General features: G+C 41.4%; 23 protein-coding genes. All 23 read left to right on the plus strand.

What is annotated here, in order from left to right:
* The 23 genes from purR (at position 1) to hpt (ending at position 22,701) form a co-directional block, all read left to right on the plus strand.
* A complete protein-coding gene (gene purR / locus BN2425_RS00220; RefSeq protein ID WP_042453818.1) occupies positions 1 to 831 on the plus strand; it encodes a pur operon repressor in 831 nt (276 codons plus the stop codon).
* The gene (locus BN2425_RS00225; RefSeq protein WP_042453820.1) at positions 828 to 1,202 is read left to right on the plus strand and encodes a RidA family protein; all 375 of its coding nucleotides are present in this window, start codon (positions 828 to 830) and stop codon (positions 1,200 to 1,202) included. The genes purR and BN2425_RS00225 overlap by 4 nt, the downstream gene beginning before the upstream one ends.
* Positions 1,203 to 1,396: 194 nt before the next feature.
* A complete protein-coding gene (spoVG, locus tag BN2425_RS00230; RefSeq protein ID WP_042453823.1) occupies positions 1,397 to 1,687 on the plus strand; it encodes a septation regulator SpoVG in 291 nt (96 codons plus the stop codon).
* 206 nt (positions 1,688 to 1,893) lie between these two features.
* Positions 1,894 to 3,267: a bifunctional UDP-N-acetylglucosamine diphosphorylase/glucosamine-1-phosphate N-acetyltransferase GlmU gene (glmU, locus tag BN2425_RS00235; protein ID WP_042453825.1), complete on the plus strand. Its 1,374-nt coding sequence runs from the start codon at positions 1,894 to 1,896 to the stop codon at positions 3,265 to 3,267.
* Positions 3,268 to 3,288: 21 nt separating this feature from the next.
* Positions 3,289 to 4,245 carry a ribose-phosphate diphosphokinase gene (locus BN2425_RS00240; protein ID WP_042453827.1) on the plus strand — a complete coding sequence of 319 codons (957 nt, stop codon included), beginning with the start codon at positions 3,289 to 3,291 and terminating at the stop codon, positions 4,243 to 4,245.
* A gap of 144 nt (positions 4,246 to 4,389) precedes the next feature.
* Complete coding sequence (locus BN2425_RS00245) at positions 4,390 to 5,031, plus strand: 50S ribosomal protein L25/general stress protein Ctc (RefSeq protein ID WP_042453829.1); 642 nt, start codon at positions 4,390 to 4,392, stop codon at positions 5,029 to 5,031.
* Between the two features lie 123 nt (positions 5,032 to 5,154).
* Positions 5,155 to 5,715 (plus strand): aminoacyl-tRNA hydrolase, encoded by a 561-nt coding sequence (gene pth / locus BN2425_RS00250; protein WP_042453885.1) that lies wholly within the window; start codon positions 5,155 to 5,157, stop codon positions 5,713 to 5,715.
* Between the two features lie 138 nt (positions 5,716 to 5,853).
* Positions 5,854 to 6,084 (plus strand): anti-sigma-F factor Fin family protein, encoded by a 231-nt coding sequence (locus BN2425_RS00255; RefSeq protein WP_042453831.1) that lies wholly within the window; start codon positions 5,854 to 5,856, stop codon positions 6,082 to 6,084.
* Positions 6,085 to 6,176: 92 nt separating this feature from the next.
* Positions 6,177 to 9,710 (plus strand): transcription-repair coupling factor, encoded by a 3,534-nt coding sequence (mfd, locus tag BN2425_RS00260; protein WP_042453833.1) that lies wholly within the window; start codon positions 6,177 to 6,179, stop codon positions 9,708 to 9,710.
* 242 nt (positions 9,711 to 9,952) lie between these two features.
* A complete protein-coding gene (gene spoVT, locus BN2425_RS00265; protein ID WP_042453835.1) occupies positions 9,953 to 10,489 on the plus strand; it encodes a stage V sporulation protein T in 537 nt (178 codons plus the stop codon).
* A gap of 92 nt (positions 10,490 to 10,581) precedes the next feature.
* On the plus strand, positions 10,582 to 10,848 hold the full coding sequence (locus BN2425_RS23265; protein ID WP_052352733.1) for an oligosaccharide flippase family protein: 267 nt from the start codon (positions 10,582 to 10,584) through the stop codon (positions 10,846 to 10,848).
* Complete coding sequence (locus BN2425_RS23270; protein WP_052352734.1) at positions 10,809 to 12,167, plus strand: polysaccharide biosynthesis protein; 1,359 nt, start codon at positions 10,809 to 10,811, stop codon at positions 12,165 to 12,167. Before BN2425_RS23265 ends, BN2425_RS23270 begins: the two co-directional genes overlap by 40 nt.
* A 2-nt stretch (positions 12,168 to 12,169) precedes the next feature.
* Positions 12,170 to 13,639 carry a bifunctional methyltransferase/pyrophosphohydrolase YabN gene (locus BN2425_RS00275; RefSeq protein WP_042453837.1) on the plus strand — a complete coding sequence of 490 codons (1,470 nt, stop codon included), beginning with the start codon at positions 12,170 to 12,172 and terminating at the stop codon, positions 13,637 to 13,639.
* A gap of 17 nt (positions 13,640 to 13,656) precedes the next feature.
* Positions 13,657 to 13,929, plus strand: coding sequence for an RNA-binding S4 domain-containing protein (locus BN2425_RS00280; RefSeq protein WP_042453839.1), 273 nt, complete (start codon positions 13,657 to 13,659; stop codon positions 13,927 to 13,929).
* Between the two features lie 76 nt (positions 13,930 to 14,005).
* Complete coding sequence (yabP, locus tag BN2425_RS00285) at positions 14,006 to 14,308, plus strand: sporulation protein YabP (RefSeq protein ID WP_042453842.1); 303 nt, start codon at positions 14,006 to 14,008, stop codon at positions 14,306 to 14,308.
* Positions 14,305 to 14,934 (plus strand): spore cortex biosynthesis protein YabQ, encoded by a 630-nt coding sequence (gene yabQ, locus BN2425_RS00290; protein WP_042453843.1) that lies wholly within the window; start codon positions 14,305 to 14,307, stop codon positions 14,932 to 14,934. The genes yabP and yabQ overlap by 4 nt, the downstream gene beginning before the upstream one ends.
* A gap of 19 nt (positions 14,935 to 14,953) precedes the next feature.
* Complete coding sequence (locus BN2425_RS00295; protein WP_042453845.1) at positions 14,954 to 15,343, plus strand: FtsB family cell division protein; 390 nt, start codon at positions 14,954 to 14,956, stop codon at positions 15,341 to 15,343.
* Positions 15,344 to 15,429: 86 nt separating this feature from the next.
* Positions 15,430 to 15,858: a S1 domain-containing RNA-binding protein gene (locus tag BN2425_RS00300; protein WP_042453847.1), complete on the plus strand. Its 429-nt coding sequence runs from the start codon at positions 15,430 to 15,432 to the stop codon at positions 15,856 to 15,858.
* Between the two features lie 348 nt (positions 15,859 to 16,206).
* Positions 16,207 to 18,681, plus strand: coding sequence for a stage II sporulation protein E (gene spoIIE, locus BN2425_RS00305; protein ID WP_042453849.1), 2,475 nt, complete (start codon positions 16,207 to 16,209; stop codon positions 18,679 to 18,681).
* 93 nt (positions 18,682 to 18,774) lie between these two features.
* Complete coding sequence (locus BN2425_RS00310) at positions 18,775 to 19,512, plus strand: vWA domain-containing protein (protein ID WP_042453850.1); 738 nt, start codon at positions 18,775 to 18,777, stop codon at positions 19,510 to 19,512.
* Entirely contained in the window at positions 19,481 to 20,524 is a 1,044-nt protein-coding gene (locus tag BN2425_RS00315) for a protein kinase domain-containing protein (protein ID WP_042453887.1), read from the plus strand. The genes BN2425_RS00310 and BN2425_RS00315 overlap by 32 nt, the downstream gene beginning before the upstream one ends.
* 220 nt (positions 20,525 to 20,744) lie before the next feature.
* Entirely contained in the window at positions 20,745 to 22,133 is a 1,389-nt protein-coding gene (gene tilS / locus BN2425_RS00320; protein WP_042453852.1) for a tRNA lysidine(34) synthetase TilS, read from the plus strand.
* Positions 22,134 to 22,155: 22 nt separating this feature from the next.
* Positions 22,156 to 22,701 carry a hypoxanthine phosphoribosyltransferase gene (gene hpt, locus BN2425_RS00325; protein WP_454557338.1) on the plus strand — a complete coding sequence of 182 codons (546 nt, stop codon included), beginning with the start codon at positions 22,156 to 22,158 and terminating at the stop codon, positions 22,699 to 22,701.
* Positions 22,702 to 22,801: the final 100 nt, after the last annotated feature.

Here is a 22,801-nt window from a genome sequence, read left to right on the forward strand (position 1 = left end):
ATGAAATTTAGGCGCAGTGAACGTTTGATTGATATGACCAATTACCTGCTGGACCATCCTCGCCAGTTAGTGCCGCTTACGTTTTTTGCAGAACGTTATGACTCTGCCAAATCCTCCATCAGTGAAGACTTGGCCATTGTCAAAGAAACGTTTGAGGCTAGAGGAATCGGCACCTTGCAAACCGTTCCTGGTGCAGCAGGTGGAGTAAAGTTTTTTGTTAAAGTCAGTAAAGAAAAGGCAAAGCCGTTTGTTGAAGAGCTTTGTCAAATGATTGTAGATCCTGACCGGCTTTTGCCGGGGGGTTATTTGTATTTAACCGATATATTGGGTAACCCTCAAATAGTTCAAAAGGCCGGACGGATCATTGCCTCGGCATACGCAGATGCAAAAATCGATGTGGTTATGACGATTGCGACGAAGGGGATTCCCTTGGCCTATGCCGTTGCGAGTCAACTAAATGTTCCTGTTGTCATTGTCCGCAGGGATAGCAAAGTGACAGAGGGACCAACAGTCAGCATCAATTATGTATCAGGTTCTGCAAAAAGAATTCAAACCATGGTGCTATCTAAGCGAAGCCTAAAGGAAGGGTCGCAAGTCCTAATCGTGGATGACTTCATGAAAGCCGGAGGGACTGTTTTAGGTATGATTAGTATGCTGGAAGAATTCAATGCACATGTCTCTGGAATAGCTGTTTTAGTAGAGGCAGAAGAAACAGAAGAACGGCTGGTGGACGACTATTTATCGCTGGTCAAACTTTCCAATGTTGACGTAAAAGAGAAAAAAATTAATGTTCATGAAGGAAACTTTTTTACAAGGGGGCAATTATTATGAAAGTAGTTCAAACCAATCAGGCACCTGCTGCCATCGGACCCTATTCCCAAGGAATCATTGTCAATAATCTGTTCTTTAGCTCAGGGCAAATTCCTTTGACCGCTGAAGGAACCATGATTACAGGTGATGTGAAAGAACAGACCCATCAAGTGTTCCGCAATCTTAAAGCGGTATTAACGGAAGCTGGCGGTTCCTTGGAGTCAGTCGTAAAGGCAACTGTTTTTATTAAAAACATGGATGACTTCGCCGCAGTGAATGAGGTATACGGTGAGTATTTCTCAGCCCACAAGCCAGCCAGGTCCTGCGTGGAGGTTGCGCGTCTGCCGAAGGATGCCCTTGTCGAAATTGAGGTAGTAGCACTAGTGAAATAACCCGGCCCAAACGGCTTGGGCTGACAAAAAATGAAAGCGATAACAATCAAAACTGTTAAAAAACACCTATTTTTTACAAAAGTTCACTTTTTTGACCTAAATTTTCAAAAATTTTTTTAAATAAAGAAGGAAAACGCAAATTATTGTTGAATTAGTTAACTAGCTTTTTATCATAAGGAAAAGGGTGTGAGCACATGGAAGTAACTGACGTAAGATTACGCCGTGTTAATACGGAAGGTCGAATGAGAGCGATTGCATCAATCACATTGGATAATGAATTTGTCGTTCACGACATTCGTGTTATCGACGGGAACAACGGTTTATTTGTTGCTATGCCAAGTAAACGGACTCCTGATGGAGAATTTCGTGACATTGCGCATCCAATCAACTCAGGAACACGCGGTAAAATTCAAGAAGCTGTATTGGCTGAGTACCACCGTTTAGGTGAATTAGAAGTAGAATTTGAAGAAGCCGGAGCTTCGTAAGAGATTTAATAAACAACTAGGGCCTTTCTTCTCGGTTAGGCTCTTTTTATTGTCTTTTATTTTGCCCCCTCATCCTCATCCTCATTCTTTCTCCTAACAGTTAAAAAAGTCTGTCTTTTTAACATTATCGTTCCATTGTTGAAATGAACCCATATTTACGATAATATTTTTAATGGATAAAAAGGTGAATAATTGGAGGACTGTTCATGTCTAATCGTTATGCTGTGATTTTGGCCGCTGGACAAGGAACGCGGATGAAATCAAAGCTTTATAAGGTATTGCACCCTGTTTGCGGCAAACCGATGGTTCAGCACGTAGTAGACCAGGTTCGGAAGCTTGATATAGAAGAAATTGTCACCATCATAGGCCACGGTGCTGAGAAGGTTCAAGCGCAATTAGGAGAATTGAGTCATTATGCATTGCAGGAGGAGCAGCTTGGCACTGCACATGCCGTCATGCAATCTCAAAGCATGCTCGAGGGGAAAGAAGGTGTGACTCTAGTTGTGTGTGGCGACACCCCTTTGATTAAGGCGGGGACAATAGAGTCTTTGTTTAAGCACCACGAAGAAACGAAAGCAAAGGCAACCATCCTCACAGCAAGTATTGGCAATCCAGCAGGTTATGGAAGGATTGTCCGTAATGAAAGCGGTCTTGTTGAGAAGATAGTGGAACATAAAGATGCCTCTGATGAAGAACGGAAAATCAATGAAATTAATACAGGCACATATTGCTTTGATAATATCGCTTTATTTGAAGCGTTAAAAAATGTTTCCAATGAAAACGTGCAAGGGGAATACTATTTGCCAGATGTGATTGAAATCCTGAAGAAACAAGGCGAAGTGGTTACCGCTTATCAAACGGAGGATTTGGATGAAACGCTAGGAGTCAATGACCGTGTTGCTTTGGCGGAAGCAGAGCGGCTGATGCGTGCTCGCATCAATGAAAATCATATGCGCAATGGAGTAACGATTATCGACCCGTCCAATACCTATATTGAGGCAGATATAGAAATTGGCCAGGATACAGTCATCTATCCAGGCACAATGATTAAAGGTACTACAGTAATCGGGGACGATTGCCAGATTGGTCCTAATACCGAAATTGTTGCTTGCCAAATTGGCAGTGGAACAACGGTTAGGCAGTCGGTTGCCCATCAAAGTGAAATCGGGTCGAGAGTCAACATTGGCCCATTTGCGCATATCAGACCGGATTCAAGTATTCTTGATGAAGTGAAGATCGGTAATTTTGTGGAAATTAAAAAGGCTGTTTTTGGACAAGGAAGCAAAGCGTCACATCTTAGCTATATCGGGGATGCTGAGGTTGGAAGCAATGTCAATATTGGCTGTGGTTCGATTACAGTTAATTATGATGGGAAAAATAAATACAAAACAAAAATTGAGGACGACGTATTTATTGGCTGCAATTCCAATTTAGTTGCACCTGTGACTGTTGGACAAGGAGCTTATGTTGCTGCTGGTTCAACGATTACAAAGGATGTGCCAGGAAAAGCTCTATCTATTGCACGTGCGCGCCAAGTGAACAAGGAAAATTACGCAGAAAAGCTTAACGGAAAGAAATAAGCGAATCTCAGGAGGGCCTTCATGTCAAACCAATATTTAGATCCAAATTTAAAGGTATTCAGCTTGAATTCAAATTTACCCCTTGCTAAAGAAATTGCCAAAGTCATCGGGGTTGAACTGGGAAAGTGTTCGGTTAACCGTTTCAGTGACGGAGAAATTCAAATCAATATCGAAGAAAGTATCCGTGGCTGTGACGTATATGTCATCCAATCCACCAGCCTGCCTGTCAATGATAATATCATGGAATTATTAATCATGATTGATGCCCTAAAGCGGGCTTCTGCTAAAACGATTAATATTGTCATGCCTTATTATGGATATGCCCGCCAAGACCGGAAGGCAAGGTCTCGCGAGCCGATTACAGCAAAATTAGTGGCAAATCTGCTTGAAACCGCAGGTGCAACGCGCGTTCTTTGCTTGGATTTACATGCACCGCAGATTCAAGGGTTCTTTGATATTCCAATTGACAATCTAATGGGTGTACCAATCTTGTCGGAGTATTTTAAGAACAAAGAGTTGAAAGGTGAAATTGTGGTGGTTTCTCCTGACCACGGCGGGGTTACTAGAGCTAGAAAAATGGCAGAACGTCTGAAAGCACCAATTGCCATCATTGATAAACGTCGTCCAAGACCAAATGTGGCTGAGGTTATGAATATTGTCGGTAATATTGAAGGTAAAGTAGCCATATTAATTGATGACATTATTGACACGGCCGGAACGATTACCCTGGCGGCGAATGCTTTAGCAGAGAATGGGGCGAAAGAAGTTTACGCCTGCTGTACACATCCAGTCTTGTCTGGACCTGCTATTGAACGAATCCAAAATTCAAAAATTAAGGAACTGGTTGTAACAAATTCCATCGCACTACCTGAAGAGAAGAAAATTGAAAAAATCATTGGCCTATCGGTTGCACCATTGATTGGAGAGGCAATCATCCGTATTCATGAGGAACAGTCAGTCAGCATTTTGTTTGATTAATCTTTAAAGGAGGATGGCTCATCAGGGGTCTAACCCCCGGACGGGAGTCATCCTTGTTGTTTTTCTTACAAAACATGTTTAGGTCTTCCTATTTTGGGGCAATTTTATAGAGACAGTTTTTAACAAAATAGGAAGGTGATAGACATGACTGCTGTTTTACAAGCGAAGGAACGGAAGGAGCTCCGCCGCTCCGCTTTGAGAAAATTAAGAGAAAATGGAGACATTCCTGCGGTAGTATATGGCAGCAAGCTGGAAAGCAGGCCCGTGTTTGTCAGCTCTGCGGACCTCACGAAGACAATTCGGACTGTAGGGAGAAATGGAATCATTTCCCTAGATATTGATGGTTCGAAGCAGGATGTTATTTTATCCGACTATCAAGAGGATCATATAAAAAGGGAAATTCTCCACGTTGATTTTCTTGCGGTAGATAAGACATCAAAAATTACGGTTGATGTCAGACTGGTCCTAACTGGTGAAGCAGCCGGCGTAAAAGATGGCGGCGTGCTGCAGCAGCCGTTCCATGAGCTATCCATCACGGCCACACCAGATCAAATTCCGCAGCAAATTGAAATGGATATTACCAACTTACAAGTAGGCGAAACATTATTGATTGAAGATATTCCATTTCAAGGTCAATTTACGATTAATCATGAGGCAGCTGATGTGATTGCTTCCATCCTTCCTCCAAAACAAGAGGAAGAAATTAATGCAGGCGAACAGCAGGAAGGTGGACACCCTGATAATGAAGAAGGCAGGGAAACAGAGCCTGTGACGAAAGAAGAATAAACATAGACGTAACCTTATTTTGGGTTACGTCTTTTCTCGCATATGCTTTTCATTCTTATCTGGGAGAGAATCATGTTCTGGAAAATGTTAACCAAGCGGGCTAAGCTGGAAGAGGTGGGGAAATTGAAGTTAATCACGGGACTAGGGAATCCTGGAAAACAGTACGAGCATACTAGACATAATGTCGGCTTTGATGTCATAGAAGAATTATCAAACCGTCTGGCCATACCACTTAATCAATCCAAATTAAAAGGTTTATATGGGATAGGGGCAGTTAACGGTGAAAAAGTGCTGCTGTTAAAGCCATTGACCTATATGAATCTATCGGGTGAATCGATTCGAGCCGTAATGGATTATTATAAAATTGAACAGGAAGATTTGCTGGTGGTTTATGACGACCTCGATTTGCCGGTGGGAAAAATCCGACTCCGGCAAAAGGGGAGTCCTGGTGGTCATAATGGGATTAAGTCAATTGTGGCCCATCTTGGCACGCAGCAGTTTAACCGGATTCGTATTGGAATTGACCGTCCCCAGGGCGGTATGAGCGTTCCTGATTATGTTTTGGGTCAGTTCCTTCAGGAAGAGAGGCCATTGATAGCGCAAGCGGTGAAGAACAGCGCGGAGGCATGCGAAACCTGGCTGAAAAAACCCTTTTTACAAGTGATGAATGATTATAATCAGTAATTCATTCATTAACCAAGCATCTGCTTCATACAAATAAAAAAACAAAACTGAACCTAAAGAACTAAAAAGTTATGCTGAATAAGTTCCTCCAATCAGGTTAATACTAGTAGCGACTAAGTAAACATAGGAGGGACAGATGTGGCCATCCATTATCATTGCCGCCATTGCGGGACAAACCTTGGCTCAATTCAGCAAACTTCGATTTATGCGGAATCCCTCGGACTTCATACATTAACGGAGCAAGAAAGACAGGAAATGGTAGCCTATGACCAATCTGGTGATATTCATATCACTGCCATTTGTGAAGACTGTCAAGAAGCGTTAGAACGAAATCCGGATTACCATCAATATGATTATCTGATTCATTAAGATAGCTTTGGAAGGACTCCAAAGCATTTTTCTGTTTAATAATTTGTTGAGACAACATTGAAAATAGGATACAGGAGAGGAGGAGAGAAGACATGAATGGCTTAAAGTCATTATTCCTCAAACAAGAAGAGGTCCAATCCGTGGTGGCCGGTATTGAAGAAGGATTACGGGAACAGTTGATTGCTGGGTTATCGGGATCATCGAGAACGGTACTTACCGCTACTATCTATGAAAAAATGAAGCGGCCCATTCTAGTTGTGACCCATAATCTACTGCAAGCACAGAAACTCTATGATGATCTTGCCAATCTAGTAAACGAAAAGGAAGTCTTCCTTTTCCCGGCAAATGAGCTGATTGCGGCAGAAATGAGTGTTGCAAGCCCTGAGCTGAGAGCCCATAGAATTGACGCGTTAAATTACTGGAGTCAATCTGATCAAGGAATTTTAATTGTTCCAGTCGCTGGCTTAAAGAAGATTCTCCCCCCCAAACAATTATGGAAAGAGAATCAGTTTTTCTTGAAAACAGGCCAAGACCTGGATATTGATAACATGTTATTGACCCTTGTTAATATGGGATACATTCGGGCAGAAATGGTGACAACACCGGGAGAGTTTAGTGTAAGGGGCGGAATTATTGATATGTATCCGCTCACAGAAGACAACCCCATTAGAATTGAATTATTTGATACAGAAGTGGAATCTATTCGCTATTTCTCTCTAGAAGACCAGCGTTCTCGTGAAAAAGTTTCTGAGGTGGTTATTGGGCCGGCATCAGAAGTCCTTTTAAAACCCGAACACTATAGCAGGATCGTCAGCCATCTAGAGGAAGGGTTAGCCAAAAGTCTTAGAAAATTAAAGGATGATAAAGCAAAAATTCAGCTCTCTCAAAATATCAGTTTTGAATTAGAGCAGTTAAAAAACGGCCAAAAGCCTGAACAAGTATTCAAATACCTATCGCTTGCATACGAAAGGCCTGCTAGTTTACTAGACTACCTTCCCCATAATGGAATTGTTATTATTGATGAAATCAGCCGCATTCAAGAGATGAATGAGTCCCTTATGAAGGAAGAGGCGGAATGGTATACCTCTTTGCTTAGTGAAGGTAAGATTATTCATGACCTTAAAATCTCCCATGATATGCAGGCATTTTTGCAGAAGAAGCAATTTCCAATTCTGTATATGTCATTATTTTTACGACATGTGGCAAATACCAACCCGCAGAACATTATCAATATGTCCTGCCGCCCAATGCAGAATTTCCATGGACAAATGCATTTGTTAAAGGCAGAAATTGATCGCTGGAAAAAGGGGCAATTTTCAGTTTTATTTTTAGGGGCAGACGATGATCGAGTTAGTAAATTAGAACGCGTCCTCGAAGACTACGAGATTGAGGCATCGGTGATAACAGGAGATCAGCCGCTTGTGCCTGGTAAAGTCCAAATTATGAACGGAAGCCTGCAATCCGGCTTTGAGCTCACCATCCAAAAGATGGCGTTGATTACAGAAGAGGAACTTTTTAAAAAGCGGGTTAAAAAGTCCGGCAATCGTCAAAAACTTTCAAATGCGGAGCGAATTAAGAGCTATTCGGAACTTAAAATTGGTGATTATGTAGTCCATGTCAATCATGGGATCGGTAAGTATTTGGGGATTGAAACGCTTGTTATTAACGGGGTTCATAAGGACTATATGCATATCCGCTACCAAGGGACAGACAAACTCTATGTACCTGTAGAACAGATTGACCTTGTACAAAAGTATGTTGGTTCAGAAGGCAAAGAACCCAAGGTCTACAAACTGGGTGGTTCCGAGTGGAAAAAGGTTAAGAAGAAGGTCCAATCTTCTGTTGAAGATATTGCCGATGACTTAATTAAATTATATGCAGAGCGGGAAGCGGCTGTTGGATATGCATTTTCACCGGATGGCGATATGCAGCGTGAATTTGAAACGTCTTTCCCTTATAGGGAAACTGAGGACCAGTTAAGATCCATACAGGAAATTAAGAAAGATATGGAGCGGTCCCGGCCAATGGACCGTCTGCTTTGCGGTGATGTGGGTTATGGAAAAACAGAGGTAGCCATTCGCGCGGCTTTTAAAGCGATTTCTGACGGAAAACAGGTGGCCCTCTTGGTGCCAACCACCATCCTCGCTCAGCAGCACTACGAAACAATTAGAGAGAGATTTCAAGACTTTCCGATTAATATTGGACTGCTAAGCCGGTTCCGCACCAAAAAGCAGCAAACGGAAACGATTAAAGGTCTTAAGGCAGGGACAGTCGATATTGTCATCGGTACCCATCGCCTGTTGTCTAAAGATATTGTTTATCATGACCTAGGTCTATTAATCATTGATGAGGAACAAAGATTTGGTGTTACGCATAAAGAGAAAATCAAAAAATTAAAAACCAACGTCGATGTGCTGACGCTAACTGCTACACCAATCCCAAGGACGCTGCATATGTCAATGCTTGGTGTCAGGGATTTGTCGGTTATCGAAACACCGCCGGAAAACCGATTCCCGGTGCAGACCTATGTGATGGAGTACAACGGAGCACTGGTCAGGGAAGCAATCGAGCGGGAACTTGCGCGAGACGGACAAGTATACTTTTTGTATAACCGGGTTGAAGATATTGAACGCAAGGCAGAGGAAATTTCGATGCTGGTCCCTGATGCACGGGTGACCTATGCCCATGGTCAAATGACAGAAAACGAACTGGAGTCAGTTATGCTAGGATTCCTTTCCGGAGAATTTGATGTGCTAGTCAGCACGACGATTATCGAAACTGGGGTAGATATTCCAAACGTGAATACCTTGATTGTTTATGATGCAGACCGGATGGGGCTTTCCCAGCTTTACCAGCTGCGTGGCCGGGTAGGCCGGTCTAACCGGGTGGCCTATGCTTATTTCACATATCGAAAGGATAAAGTATTGACAGAGGTTGCGGAGAAGCGCCTTGAGGCTATTAAAGAGTTCACGGAATTAGGCTCTGGATTCAAAATTGCCATGCGCGATTTATCGATTAGAGGGGCCGGTAACCTGCTCGGTGCCCAACAACATGGTTTCATTGACTCTGTAGGGTTTGATCTTTATTCACAAATGTTGAAGGAAGCCATTGAAGAAAGAAAAGGCGATCTGAAGGAAACGGCTAAACCGACTGTCGAGATTGATTTAGAAATCGATGCTTACATTCCTGATGCCTATATTAAAGATGGCAATCAAAAAATTGAAATGTATAAACGGTTCAGAGGTGCAGACTCACTTGTGGAAGTAGAAGAATTGCAAGCAGAAATGCAGGACCGGTTTGGTGAATATCCAGACGAAGTAGCTTATCTGTTCCAAGTCGCAGAAATTAAAGTGTTCTCATTGCAAAATGGTGTGGAACAAATCAAGCAGGTAAAGCAAAAGGTAACCATCGTTTTAAACGATGAAATGACCAATACAATTGACGGCAGTAAAATCTTCCACCTGGGCAGCCAGTTTGGCAGGTCTGTAACGCCAGGAATGGAAAATGGCAAATTAATTATTGTCATTGATACGAAGGAATTTCATCCAGCGCAATGGCTTCATATTGTTTTAGAAATGGTCAAAGGGATTCCATCAGCCAAAAAGGGACAGGAGAATCCCGTGTAAATCAATCACACAGTATATAAAGCCTTTTAGCGCCTTAAACTTGGGGACTATTCCCAGGTTCAAGGCGCTTTCGAATTTTTCCAGCTTTGAATTTTCTTTCATAAGGTGAAAAAATATAACGATTGTGTATAGAACTTTCCAGATGAAAGATACTAAGTTCAAAGCAGGTAATGATACATACGAAGGATTATCTTCCATTACCATGTTGAAAAAATCATCAGATGAAAGTGAGGCAACATTGGATGAAAGCAACTGGAATAGTTCGTCGAATCGATGATTTGGGTCGTGTTGTAATCCCTAAAGAAATACGTAGAACGCTGCGTATCCGCGAAGGAGATCCATTGGAGATCTTTGTTGACCGCGATGGGGAAGTTATTCTTAAAAAATATTCACCAATCAGCGAATTAAGCGATTTTGCCAAGGAATATGCGGAAGCCCTATTTGACAGCCTCGGAAATCCTGTCTTAATTTGCGATCGTGATGCCTATATTGCTGTAGCAGGCGGATCTAAAAAAGATTACTTAAATAAAAATATTAGTGATTTAGTGGAAAAAACAATGGAGGACCGAAACTCGGTTCTTATTACTTCTCAAGGGGAAGTTGCCTTAGTGGAAAGCAATGAAGAAACGGTCACCTCCTATACGATTGGACCAATCATTGCTAATGGCGACCCAATTGGCGCCGTCATTATTTTTTCAAAAGAAGGAACTTTGGGTGAAGTGGAACAAAAGGCAGTAGAAACCGCTGCAGGATTTCTTGCTAGACAAATGGAGCAATAGATTCTATGCATATTTACTTAAAAGGGCAGCCGGCGCTGCCTTTTTTAATGTTATAATATACTCCTTGATGTATTGATCGGCAGGTGAAGTCTGTGAACCCATCAAAGGCGTTAGTCAGGGGAGCGTTTATATTAACGGCTGCGGCCATGATCACGAAAATTTTTAGTGCGATTTACCGAATCCCGTTTCAAAATATTGTAGGGGATATAGGTTTTTACATATACCAGCAAATTTATCCGTTCTATGGAATGGCGGTTGTGCTTTCCACGTCGTTTTTGGAACTGGGGGATCTGGCAATGAAGATAAAACTCGGCTGCTTATGGTTCTCTCGCTTTTTTATATCCAGTTGTTTGGACTAATCTGTTTTACTATTTTTTATTTTGGGGCTGGAATGATTGCTGTTTGGATGCATGACAGCCATTTGGCGGTTTTACTAAGGGTTGTGTCAGTTGTTTTTTTGACCGTGCCATTTGTTTCAGTTTTAAGAGGGTATTATCAAGGCAGGGGTGACATGATTCCAACTGCTCTATCGCAAGTGGCGGAGCAGGCTGTTCGAGTGTTAACGATTCTAGGCTTATCCTATCTGTTAATGCAAAGACATGTCTCTTTGTATCTGATCGGCGGCGGAGCCATGTTTGGATCCTTTACCGGAAGTGTCGTTGCCGGGATTATTTTGTTTATGTTTCTAAGGAAACGTAAAGAATGGAAACTATTGACCCCTCAACTGAGAAAGTGGAATGAAACTCTTCAAGATGGAAAACACATCTTAAAAACACTTACGTTTCAGGGATTAGCCATTTGTCTGAGCGGGATGTTAATGATTTTTTTACAATTGGCAGACTCACTTAATCTATACTCTCTATTGTCTTCAAACGGAATAGCCCCTGATACAGCCAAGAGCTTAAAAGGGGTGTTTGATCGGGGACAGCCATTGATACAGTTAGGAACGGTAGCCGCCACCTCCATGTCATTGACATTGGTTCCGTTAATTACCCGAGAGAGATTGGCGGAGAAACTGCAATTTCTGCAGCATAAAGTCAGATTGGCCGTGAAGGTGAGTGTAGTCATTGGTGCGGGTGCATCAGTCGGTCTGTGGGCGATTATCCGGCCAGTTAATATTATGCTGTTTGAAAATGAATCAGGTTCTTCTGTACTTGGATTATTAAGCTTTATCATCTTTTTTACATCGATTATTTTAACCATCGTCGCCATTATGCAGGGGTTAGGAAATCTCTTCTATCCAGCAGCGGCGATAACCGCACTGTTCCCATTGAAATATGGGCTGAACCAGCTGCTGATTCCCGTTTTACATACTGAAGGAGCAGCTATATCTTCGCTGCTATCTCTTGGAATCATTACTGTTCTTTTATGGCTGCGATTAAAGAGGTCGTTAAACATAAGGCTTTTAACAGCGGGATATTTTTTGACCGTGTTGACAGCCGCCATCCTCATGCTGTTATTTCTAAAAGGATATTTGTACACCTTGGAGGAATGGGCAGGATTAAAGGAATGGGGCCGGACTGGTGCTGCTTTTGAATCATTAACGGCTGTGTTCTTGGGCGGGATCCTGTTTATGTTTATCATTATTAGAAGAAAGGTATTTCTGGAGGAGGAACTTGGATTGTTCCCTTTTGGGAGTAAACTTATTCATCTTATGGCTCGAAAGGATCGAAGTTAATCATGGTAAAAACTATTGAAATTGTAGGGTTGGGCGCTGGAGAGCTTGAACAACTGCCTCTAGGTGTTTATCGAAAGCTAATCAATACGGAGTTAGTCTATTTGCGCACGAAGGAACATCCGGTAGTCAGTGCTTTACAGCAGGAAGGAATGAACTACCGTTCTTTTGATGAAGTGTATAAAAAAAATGAACAATTTGAGGCTGTTTATCAGGAAATTGTCAAAACTTTGCTAGACCAAGCAAACTCGGAAAATGTCATTTATGCAGTACCAGGACATCCGCTGGTTGCAGAACGAACAGTACAGATTTTATTGGAAGAAGCACCAAAGCAGGGAATTGAGATTAAAGTTGGCGGTGGACAAAGTTTTATAGATGCCTTATTTGCTTCTGTGAAGGTCGATCCCATTGAGGGATTTCAATTACTGGATGGAACGAGCATTTCTTCTAATCAGTTGCAAATGGATCAACATATCATCATTAGCCAGGTATATGATCAATTTGTCGCATCTGACGTAAAGCTGGTGTTGATGGAAAAATACCCTGATGATTATGAAGTGGTCATTGTCACAGCAGCAGGCAGTGAAAATGAAATCATCCAAAAGGTTCCACTATATGAATTGGACCGAAACATGTCCGTAAACAATCTCACCTCTGTTTATGTGCCGCCGGTAAAGGTAGAATCTACCTTATGGAAAAACTTCGCAAAGTTTCGGGAAATCATTGCGATATTGCGCGGCCCAAATGGCTGTCCTTGGGACAAGAAGCAAACACATGAATCATTGAAGAAATACCTAATTGAAGAGAGTTATGAAGTCATTGATGCCATTGACAGCGGGGATATTGACCATTTAGTGGAAGAGCTTGGCGATGTGTTATTGCAAGTGATGCTTCACGCGCAAATTGGCGAGGATGAAGGGTTTTTTACAATTGATGATGTGATCGAAGGTATTTCGGCCAAAATGGTCCGCAGGCATCCTCACGTTTTTGGGGAAGGAAAGGCTGACAGCGCAGAAGAAGTGGTGCAAAACTGGCAGGAGATCAAGCGGCAGGAAAAAGGGGATGCACCACCGGAATCGATTCTTGATGGCGTCTCGCTGGCCTTGCCTAATTTGCTCCAGGCTTATGAATTGCAAAAGAAAGCAGCGAAGGTCGGGTTCGACTGGCAGGAAATTGGCCCTGCATTGGAGAAAGTGAAAGAAGAGCTCAAGGAGTTTATCGCTGAATTAGACGGCACAGACGCGGGATTAACCAAGGCGCGTCTGGAGTATGGCGATTTGCTGTTTGCCTTCGTCAATGTTGCCAGATTTTTAGATATGAATCCAGAAGAATCTCTATTTGCGGCTAATCAGAAATTTATCCGCCGGTTTCGTTATATTGAGGAGAAAGTCAACAAGAGCGGTAGACCTTTTAAGGATTTTACACTTGAAGAGCTAGACCGCCTCTGGGATGAAGCAAAACTTACAGGTCTTTAGATTGTGGAGGGAAAGCGATGCGTTTAGATAAATTTTTAAAGGTTTCCAGACTGATAAAGCGAAGAACTTTGGCAAAAGAAGTCTCTGACCAAGGGAGAATTGAAATTAACGGGAAGGAAGCCAAAGCCAGTTCGACAGTAAAAGTGGGAGATGAACTGACTTTACGCTTGGGACAAAGGAGAATCACGGTTCGCATTGAGCGGATTCAAGAAACTACCCGCAAAGAAGAAGCCGCTGAAATGTATACAGTAATAAAAGAGGAACGCTTAAACTACCAAGAGGAACAATAATCGATAGGTTCTAAATTCCTTGTTTTTTACATAGTATGTACAGAATGGTTGTACAAATGATTGTGAGGGATGAGGAATGAGTCAATATTACGAAACCAATTCAACGAAAAGTAGTATTCCAGACCATGACGTCATCATGAGAGGAAGAAAACTTCTTGATATTACCGGTGTGAAGCAAGTAGAAAGCTTTGATAACGAAGAGTTTCTGCTTGAAACATCGATGGGGTTTTTAGCCATTAAAGGGCAAAATCTGCAAATGAAGAACCTTGATGTGGAAAAAGGCATTGTTTCCATTAAAGGGAAGGTATATGATTTAGTTTATTTGGATGAAAATCATGGGGAGAAGGCTAAAGGATTCTTTAGCAAGTTGTTCCGATGAGCCTTTCTACACAATTTTTAACAATGATTTCTATGATTGGAATGGGCTCTTTATTTGGAGCTTTGCTCGATACGTATCATCGGTTCTTAAAACGGCCGAAAAGAAGGACTTGGATTGTCTTCCTCAACGATTTACTTTTTTGGACAATCCAAGCCCTGCTCATTTTTTATGCCTTATTTTTAGTCAATAACGGCGAACTGCGGTTTTATATTTTTATTGCACTGCTTTGCGGTTTTGCGGCCTATCAAAGCATATTCAAAGGCATTTATCTGCGGCTTTTGGAAATGTTGATTTCAACTGTTTTTTCTATTTCCCGCTTCCTGCGTGATACATTCATTCTGCTGATCTATAAACCCATTACCGGACTTATTCAATTGATTATCCTTATCCTTCTATCCATTGGCAGGGGACTCTTATCCCTTGTCAATCTTATTTGGAAGATAGTATTATGGATTACAAAACTTTTATTAAAAGTAATTCGCATGATATTGTTATTTTTTTGGAAACTTTTGCCGAAAGGACTTAAAAAATCCGTCGAGAAGTTATATAATAAAACGGCAGGAAATTTTAAGGAAATCGGGAATTATATAACTAAGTTTCTGGGAAAATGGAAGCGGAAAAAATAGCAGGAAGGATTAAGGATAAATGGGAGCTGAACGACGAACTGTATCCAAAATGGAGACAGCCTATGCCAAGCAGCAGGAATATGCGGAAATTGCCTCAGCCAGAAAAAGAAAGCTGTTAATGAGAAGGCTTTCCCTGTTTTTTGTGTTTGCCAGCGTACTTTCGTACTTGATGATTTCCAGTTATCTTTCCCAAAGTGCTAAACTTGAAGCAAAGGTTGCACAAAAGGCAAAGCTGGATCATGAACTTTCTAATCTGAAAAAGCAGCAGGCGATCTTAAAAGAAAACATCGTTAAATTAAATGATGACGATTATATCGCGAAGCTTGCCAGAAAGGAATACTTTTTCTCTGATCAAAATGAAATTATCTTTAATATTCCGGACGAGAAGAAGGAAAAATCAACCAAATAGCCGTATTATTGACACTCAATTTTCCCATTCTGTATAATATATAGTATGTATGATTTTTTATATTTCTAAGGAGGAGCAATTTTTTTATGTCAATTGAAGTAGGCAGCAAGTTACAAGGAAAGGTAACAGGTATTACTAATTTTGGAGCGTTTGTGGAGCTGCCGGATGGTTCAACAGGTCTCGTCCACATTAGTGAAGTTGCGGACAATTATGTAAAGGACATCAACGATCATTTAAAAGTTGGTGATCAAGTAGAAGTGAAAGTCCTCAATGTGGAGAAGGATGGAAAGATTGGACTATCCATTAAGAAAGCAAAGGATAGACCAGAACCTGAAAGAAGACATTCTCACTCACAGCGTCCGCGTCAAGGAAGGGCAAATGACCGTAATAATAATAAGCCAGAAACTTTCGAATCGAAAATGGCCCGTTTCTTAAAAGACAGTGAAGATCGTTTATCTTCCTTGAAGAGAAATACGGAGTCCAAACGCGGCGGAAGAGGTGCTAGACGGGGTTAACTTGCTGCTTATTTTTTATTTGGATAACGCAAGGATTACTTGGTTTTAATAGATAAAGACAAGTCTTCATGACTTGTCTTATTTGTTTTTCGCAATAATATGAGCCTCTAGTGGCTTTGATGGATTTATTATTTAGATAAAATTTTGTCTGTAATTATACAAAATAGTTTAAAACATGCCAATATAAATTGAAACAATCGACGGCAATTCGGGATAGTTACTATTATTTGAATAAATATAGTGGAATCAGTCGAACGATTTTCACCCCTCTGTTCACTAATTTGACAAACTTTTAAATCTAGCGAATTTATAATAGTTTTCAACAAGTGAATGATAGGGAGTGAGAACATGGAAAAGGTAGAGCAAAGTCTGATTGAACCAATTGGCGATGTTAATCTTCAATCATCGAAGCCCGATATCAGTAGAATAATCAAAAAAGTTCAATGGATGCTGGAAACTTTTTTTATAAAAAAAGGGGTCCTGTTGTTAATGGTTGGGTTTTTGCTTGGACGGGCCTTGATTCTAGCAAAATTAACTCCATTTAGTCTGCCCTTTTTTGCTTCTGTCTATCTGATTAAAAGAGATAAGGCACCGCTTGCCTTGATCGGATTAATTTCGGGTGCTATTACTCTATCTCTTGCAAATGCTGCGTTTACGTTTATCGTTTGCTTCGGTTTTATGCTAGTTTATCAAATCAGCAAAAAGTGGCTGGTTAGTGAAATGAGGGCGCTGCCATATTTAACAGGAATCATACTAGGATTAGGTAAATTGGCGGAAACCTTTTTCTTGTCAGAGCAATTAACGCTATATGATGGAATGATGGCTGGCGTCCAGGCAAGTCTTGCTTTTATCCTGACGATGATTTTCCTGCAAAGCCTGCCCTTACTTACGTTCCATAAGCGCAGACAATTACTGAAGACAGAAGAAATAGTTTGTTTAATTATTCTACTAGCATCCATTCTAACAGGTACGATTGGCTGGAAGATTTATGGGCTTTCACTCGAACATATTATGTCCCGTTATTTAGTGCTAGTGTTTTCATTTATTGCCGGTGCCACGATTGGCTCGACGGTAGGAGTCGTTACAGGACTCATCTTCAGTCTGGCAAGTGTGTCTAATTTTTACCACATGAGCTTGTTGGCTTTCTCAGGAGTATTAGGAGGGCTGATGAAGGAAGGGAGAAAAATAGGTGTATCCATAGGATTATTTATCGCCACCTTGTTGATTGGAATGTACGGTGAAGGCGGCGGTTCCTTAAAGATGGCAATTTTGGAATCAGCAGCATCCATCCTTTTATTTCTCCTAACACCTCAGGCTTTAACTGCTCGTTTAGCAAAATATATACCAGGAACCCCTGAGTACACTGCGGAGCAGCAAAAATTCATGCGGAAAATGCGAGACGTTACCGCGCAGCGGGTTTCGCAATTTTCGAATGTGTTTCATGCATTATCCATGAGTTTTACCCAACTAGACAATGAACCTGTGGAAAATGAATCTGAACGGGAAATGGATTACTTTATGAGTCATGTAACCGAGCGAACGTGCCAAACCTGTTTTAAAAAAGAACAATGCTGGGCAAAGAATTTCCATACAACCTATGCTTGTATGGAAGAAATTATTCATGAAATGGACCGCAATGACGGGAATATTTCCCTAAAATTGACGAGAGAATGGGAGAAAATCTGTTCAAGACCGAAAAAGGTATATGATACGATTGGAACAGAACTGACCTTCTATCAAGCTAACCAAAAGCTGAAGAAAAAGGTGCAAGAAAGCAGAAAACTAGTAGCCGACCAACTGCTTGGCGTATCAGAGGTCATGAATAATTTTGCAGAGGAAATTCAGCGGGAACGGGAAAATTACTATAAGCAGGAAGAACAGGTCATGGAAGCTCTCCAAGGTTTTGGTGTTCATATTGAAAATGTAGAGATTTATAGTTTGGAACCAGGCAATGTAGATATTGAAATGGCAGTTCCGTTTTGCCATGGGCGCGGCGTCTGTGAAAAATTAATTGCTCCCATGCTTTCAGATATTGTGGGAGAAAATATCATTGTTAAACATGAAGACTGTGCTAAATATCCAAATGGCTTTTGCCATGCTGTTTTCCGTTCTTCAAAGGCCTATGTGGTAGAGACGGGTGTTGCCCATGCGGCAAAGGATGGCGGATTGGTATCGGGTGACAGTCATTCCACGATTGAGTTGGGCTTTGGCAAGTTCGCCATTGCGATTAGTGACGGCATGGGTAATGGGGAGCGGGCCCATTATGAAAGTGAAGAGACTTTACTGCTATTGCAAAAAATTCTCCAAACCGGAATTGAAGAAAAAATTGCGATTAAATCCGTTAATTCTATCCTCTCATTACGCACAACAGATGAGATTTTTTCTACACTGGACTTAGCCATGATTGACTTAAAAAATGCCGCAGCCAAATTCCTCAAAATTGGATCAACTCCCAGTTTTATTAAACGAGGAAAGAAAATTATTAAGATTTCTGCCAGCAATCTGCCGATGGGGATTCTTCAGGAGTTTGAGGTTGATGTGGTGAGTGAGCAGCTAAAAGCTGGCGATATATTAATCATGATGAGTGATGGGGTATTTGAGGGACCCAAACATGTAGAAAACTATGATTTATGGATGAAACGCAAACTGCTCGAATTAGAAACGGACGACCCACAGGAAGTGGCAGATTTAATATTAGAGGAGGTCATAAGGTCTAGATCAGATGTAATCCATGATGATATGACGGTCATGGTGGCGAAAATCAAGCATAATACCCCTAAATGGGCGAGTATCCCTGTGCAAAGGGTCAAACGCAGGGCATAAGGACTTATTTTACCCAATTGGAGTTTGCTTATGTATAAATACCCTTCATTCCGTCGAAAATGGTAACAATACTTGATGTGGAGGGAGAAAGGTATGCATACTGGGAAAATAAGGCAAATTCTATTAATAACTGATGGCTGTTCCAATCAAGGTGAAGACCCGATAGCGATGGCTGCACTCGCCAAGGAACAAGGGATAACAGTTAATGTCATTGGAGTCATGGAACATGATGTTATAGATGAAAAAGGAATGACTGAAATCGAAGGGATTGCGATGTCAGGGGGCGGAGTCAGCCAGATCGTCTATGCTCAGCAGTTGTCACAGACGGTTCAGATGGTGACCCGAAAAGCCATGAATCAGACGATTCAGGGTGTCGTCAATCGTGAATTACAGCAAATACTTGGCCGTTCGCAATCAATGGAGGACCTTCCGCCTGAAAAGCGGGGAGAAGTAATGGAAGTTGTTGATGAATTAGGGGAAACTGTCGAATTAGAGGTGTTGGTTCTTGTCGATACGAGTGCCAGCATGAAACATAAGCTTCCGACTGTAAAAGAGGCGCTATTAGATCTCTCCCTTAGTCTAAATGCCAGAACGGGAGGAAATCAATTCTCTGTTTATGCATTTCCCGGGAAAAGAAATGATGTCGAAAGGTTGTTGGACTGGACGCCAAATCTACAATCTTTGACAAGTATCTTCTCAAAACTAACGACAGGCGGAATCACACCAACAGGTCCGGCCATTCGAGCCGCTCTGTCATCATTTAGTGAAAAGCGAAGTTTAAGGAGCCTGCTGTCAGATGATGATGAATCATTCTTTGAAGAGTCGGTATAAGGTCCAGCCTGGTACAGCTGTTGTTGGGAAGTGGCATAATAACCAGTATACTATTCTTAAGGAACTTGGATATGGAGCCAATGGGGTGGTCTACCTTGTAAAGTACGGCAGTCGTCATGCCGCATTGAAAATGAGTGATAATAGTATGTCAATCACATCGGAGGTAAACGTACTAAAATCCTTTGCAAAGGTCCAGGGAACATCCCTTGGGCCTTCTTTGCTTGATGTGGATGATTGGCAAACCGGCGGCACTAAGGTTTCCTTTTATGTAATGGAATATATCCAGGGCCCCGATTTGCTTTCCTTTTTGCTGCAAAAAGGAAAGTCATGGATGCCTGTTGTATTTTTACAGCTGTTAAATGATTTGGCACAGCTTCACGATAACGGTTGGGTATTCGGTGACCTAAAGCCGGAAAATTTAATTGTAACAGGTCCTCCACCTGCAGTAAGATGTATCGATGTGGGAGGGACGACTATTCAAGGCAGGGCAATAAAGGAGTTTACCGAGTTTTATGACCGCGGCTACTGGGGGCTTGGGTCGCGAAAAGCCGAACCAACCTATGATTTATTTGCTTGTGCCATGATTATGATTAATACTGCCTACCCGAATCGATTTACTAAACAAACCGGGGGGATGGCACAGTTAAAGGCCGCTATTAAGCAGAAGCAAGAACTTTTGCCGTATGAAAAGTTAATTTTACGTGCGTTGGAAGGGTATTATCCATCTGCGAAACAGATGCGAGATGATTTGTTGGAAATTGTCACCAATCAGACTGTGGCTGCCCAGCCGAAACCTTCAGGTGGAGGCAGTTTCCAACAAAGCGGGAACAAATCCAGCACTCAATACACACAAGGAAACCAGAAAAAGAAGCAGACCAATGTAGCGAAGCAGCCTCTTAGCAGACAAACCTACCGCAAGAAAAAGAAGAAAAGCAGCTGGAAGGAATTTTTTATTATCGCAGCTATTTTAGGGGCTTTATATGGTGGATACATCTTTATGAAATTACTTTAAGAAAGCACAAGCACTCTTCGAACTTTTTAGAACTGTAATCCTTCTTTGGCAGCCGGATCATCTCAAATTTTTGCAACTTATTTTGTTTGAAAAGTGAAACCTATCTTCACCTAAATCGTATATAAAGAAACCAACAAAAAGGATCGCCCCCTCAAGGATTAATGAGTTTTAGCAAGGTAGAAGGGTGTTTGAAAATTTTATCAGAAAGAGTGCATCATAAATGCTAGAAACAAAGGTCAAGGCTTTTCTTAGGCGCCATTTATTTGCTCTTGAAAACAGAAAAGTGGTAGTCGGTGTATCAGGAGGGCCAGATTCTTTGGCACTTCTGCATTATTTGATTAAACAAAGGGAGAAATCGAATCTTACTATTGTAGCGGCTCACGTGGACCACATGTTCCGCGGGCAGGAGTCTTTTGATGATGCTTTATTTGTTCAGAAGTTTTGTGTTGAATTTGGTGTTGCCTTCGAAATGACTCAAGTAAATGTTCCGCAAATCATGGAGACGGAAGGAAAAAGTGCCGAAACGGCAGCAAGGGAGGTGCGTTATCAATTTTATCAACAAGTGATGGAAAAGTATGACTGCACCTATTTAGCACTTGGCCATCATGGCGATGATCAAATGGAAACCGTTTTGATGCGTTTGACTAGGGGCAGTACAGGAATGGCACGGGCAGGAATTCCCTTCTCTCGTCCGTTCGCCGGCGGTATGCTTTTCCGTCCGTTTTTATGTTTAACCAAAGCGGAAATAGAGGATTATTGTGAGCGGCATGGCTTGGCTCCTAGGATTGACCAAACCAATTTGGAAACTGTGTATACTAGGAATCGTTTCCGCCATCAGATTATTCCATTCTTAAAGAAAGAAAATCCGCAGGCCCATGAACATTTTCAACGGTTCAGTGAGGATTTGCAAGCTGATGAAAAATATCTTCAGGAATTAACTGTCCAACAAATGAATAAAGTAATGAAAAACAGAACAGAACAGCAAATGACCATTGATATAGAACGTTTTTCTGCAATGCCTTCTCCTTTACAAAGGCGAGGGATTCAACTAATATTAAACTATCTTTACAAAGAATCTGCAGATATTCTATCTGCTGTACATATTGATGATGTATTTTACTTAATCCAGCATGGTGGGCCATCAGGAAAACTAGATTTTCCCAAGGGGCTAACAGTCAATCGTTCGTATAATGAATTGATCTTCCAGTTTTTCAAACCCAGCTCTAAGGAGTACTATGTTGAAATTGCAGAGCCTGGTTCGGTCATTCTGCCGAATGGATTTCGAATTAATATTATTATGGGAAATCAAATACATCCCGCCAATCATATTCATACAGCATTGTTTGATGCAGACCTTGTTAAATGGCCTTTAATTATTCGGACCCGAAAAAATGGGGACCGGATGACGCTAAAAGGAATGAAAGGGTCAAAAAAGTTGAAAGATATCTTTATTGACCAAAAGATTCCGCTTGAAGACCGAAATACATGGCCTGTCATTACTGACAGAGATAACTGCATTCTTTGGCTTCCAGGCTTGAAAAAGTCTTCATATGAAGGAATGGAAACAACTTCACTACCACATATACAACTTACATATGAGAAGGAATGAACTTCTAGGGGGACACTTTATGATGAACCAGGACATTGAAAAGGTTTTAGTATCTGAAGAAGAAATACAACAAAAAATAAAGGAGTTGGCCGCTCAATTAACGGAAGAGTATAACGATCGCTTCCCGCTTGCTATTGGTGTCCTTAAAGGGGCAATGCCTTTCATGGCGGATTTATTAAAACGGATGGATTGTTATTTGGAAATGGACTTTATGGATGTATCCAGCTACGGAAACTCCATGGTTTCCACAGGAGAGGTAAAAATCCTCAAAGACTTAGATACCTCTGTAGAGGGAAGAGACATTTTAATCATTGAGGACATCATCGACAGCGGTTTAACCTTAAGCTATTTGGTGGATTTATTCCGTTACAGAAAAGCGAAATCAATTAAAATTGTCACATTGTTAGATAAACCTACAGGAAGAAAGAGCAAAATTAAAGCAGATTACGTCGGTTTTAACGTACCTGACGAGTTTGTAGTAGGTTATGGGCTGGATTATATGGAAAAGTATCGAAACCTTCCATATATTGGGGTTTTGAAGCCGGAAGTATACAGCAATAATATTTAAGCCATACCTATAGACAGGCGGTTTATTATTCCGGTGAAAGGGTGTACAAAATCCTGCTGTTTGTAAGAGCAATTCCTTGAATTAGCAAGATTTTCTATGA

Source organism: Neobacillus dielmonensis, assembly GCF_000612665.1.
Classification (GTDB): Bacteria; Bacillota; Bacilli; order Bacillales; family Cytobacillaceae; genus Neobacillus; species Neobacillus dielmonensis.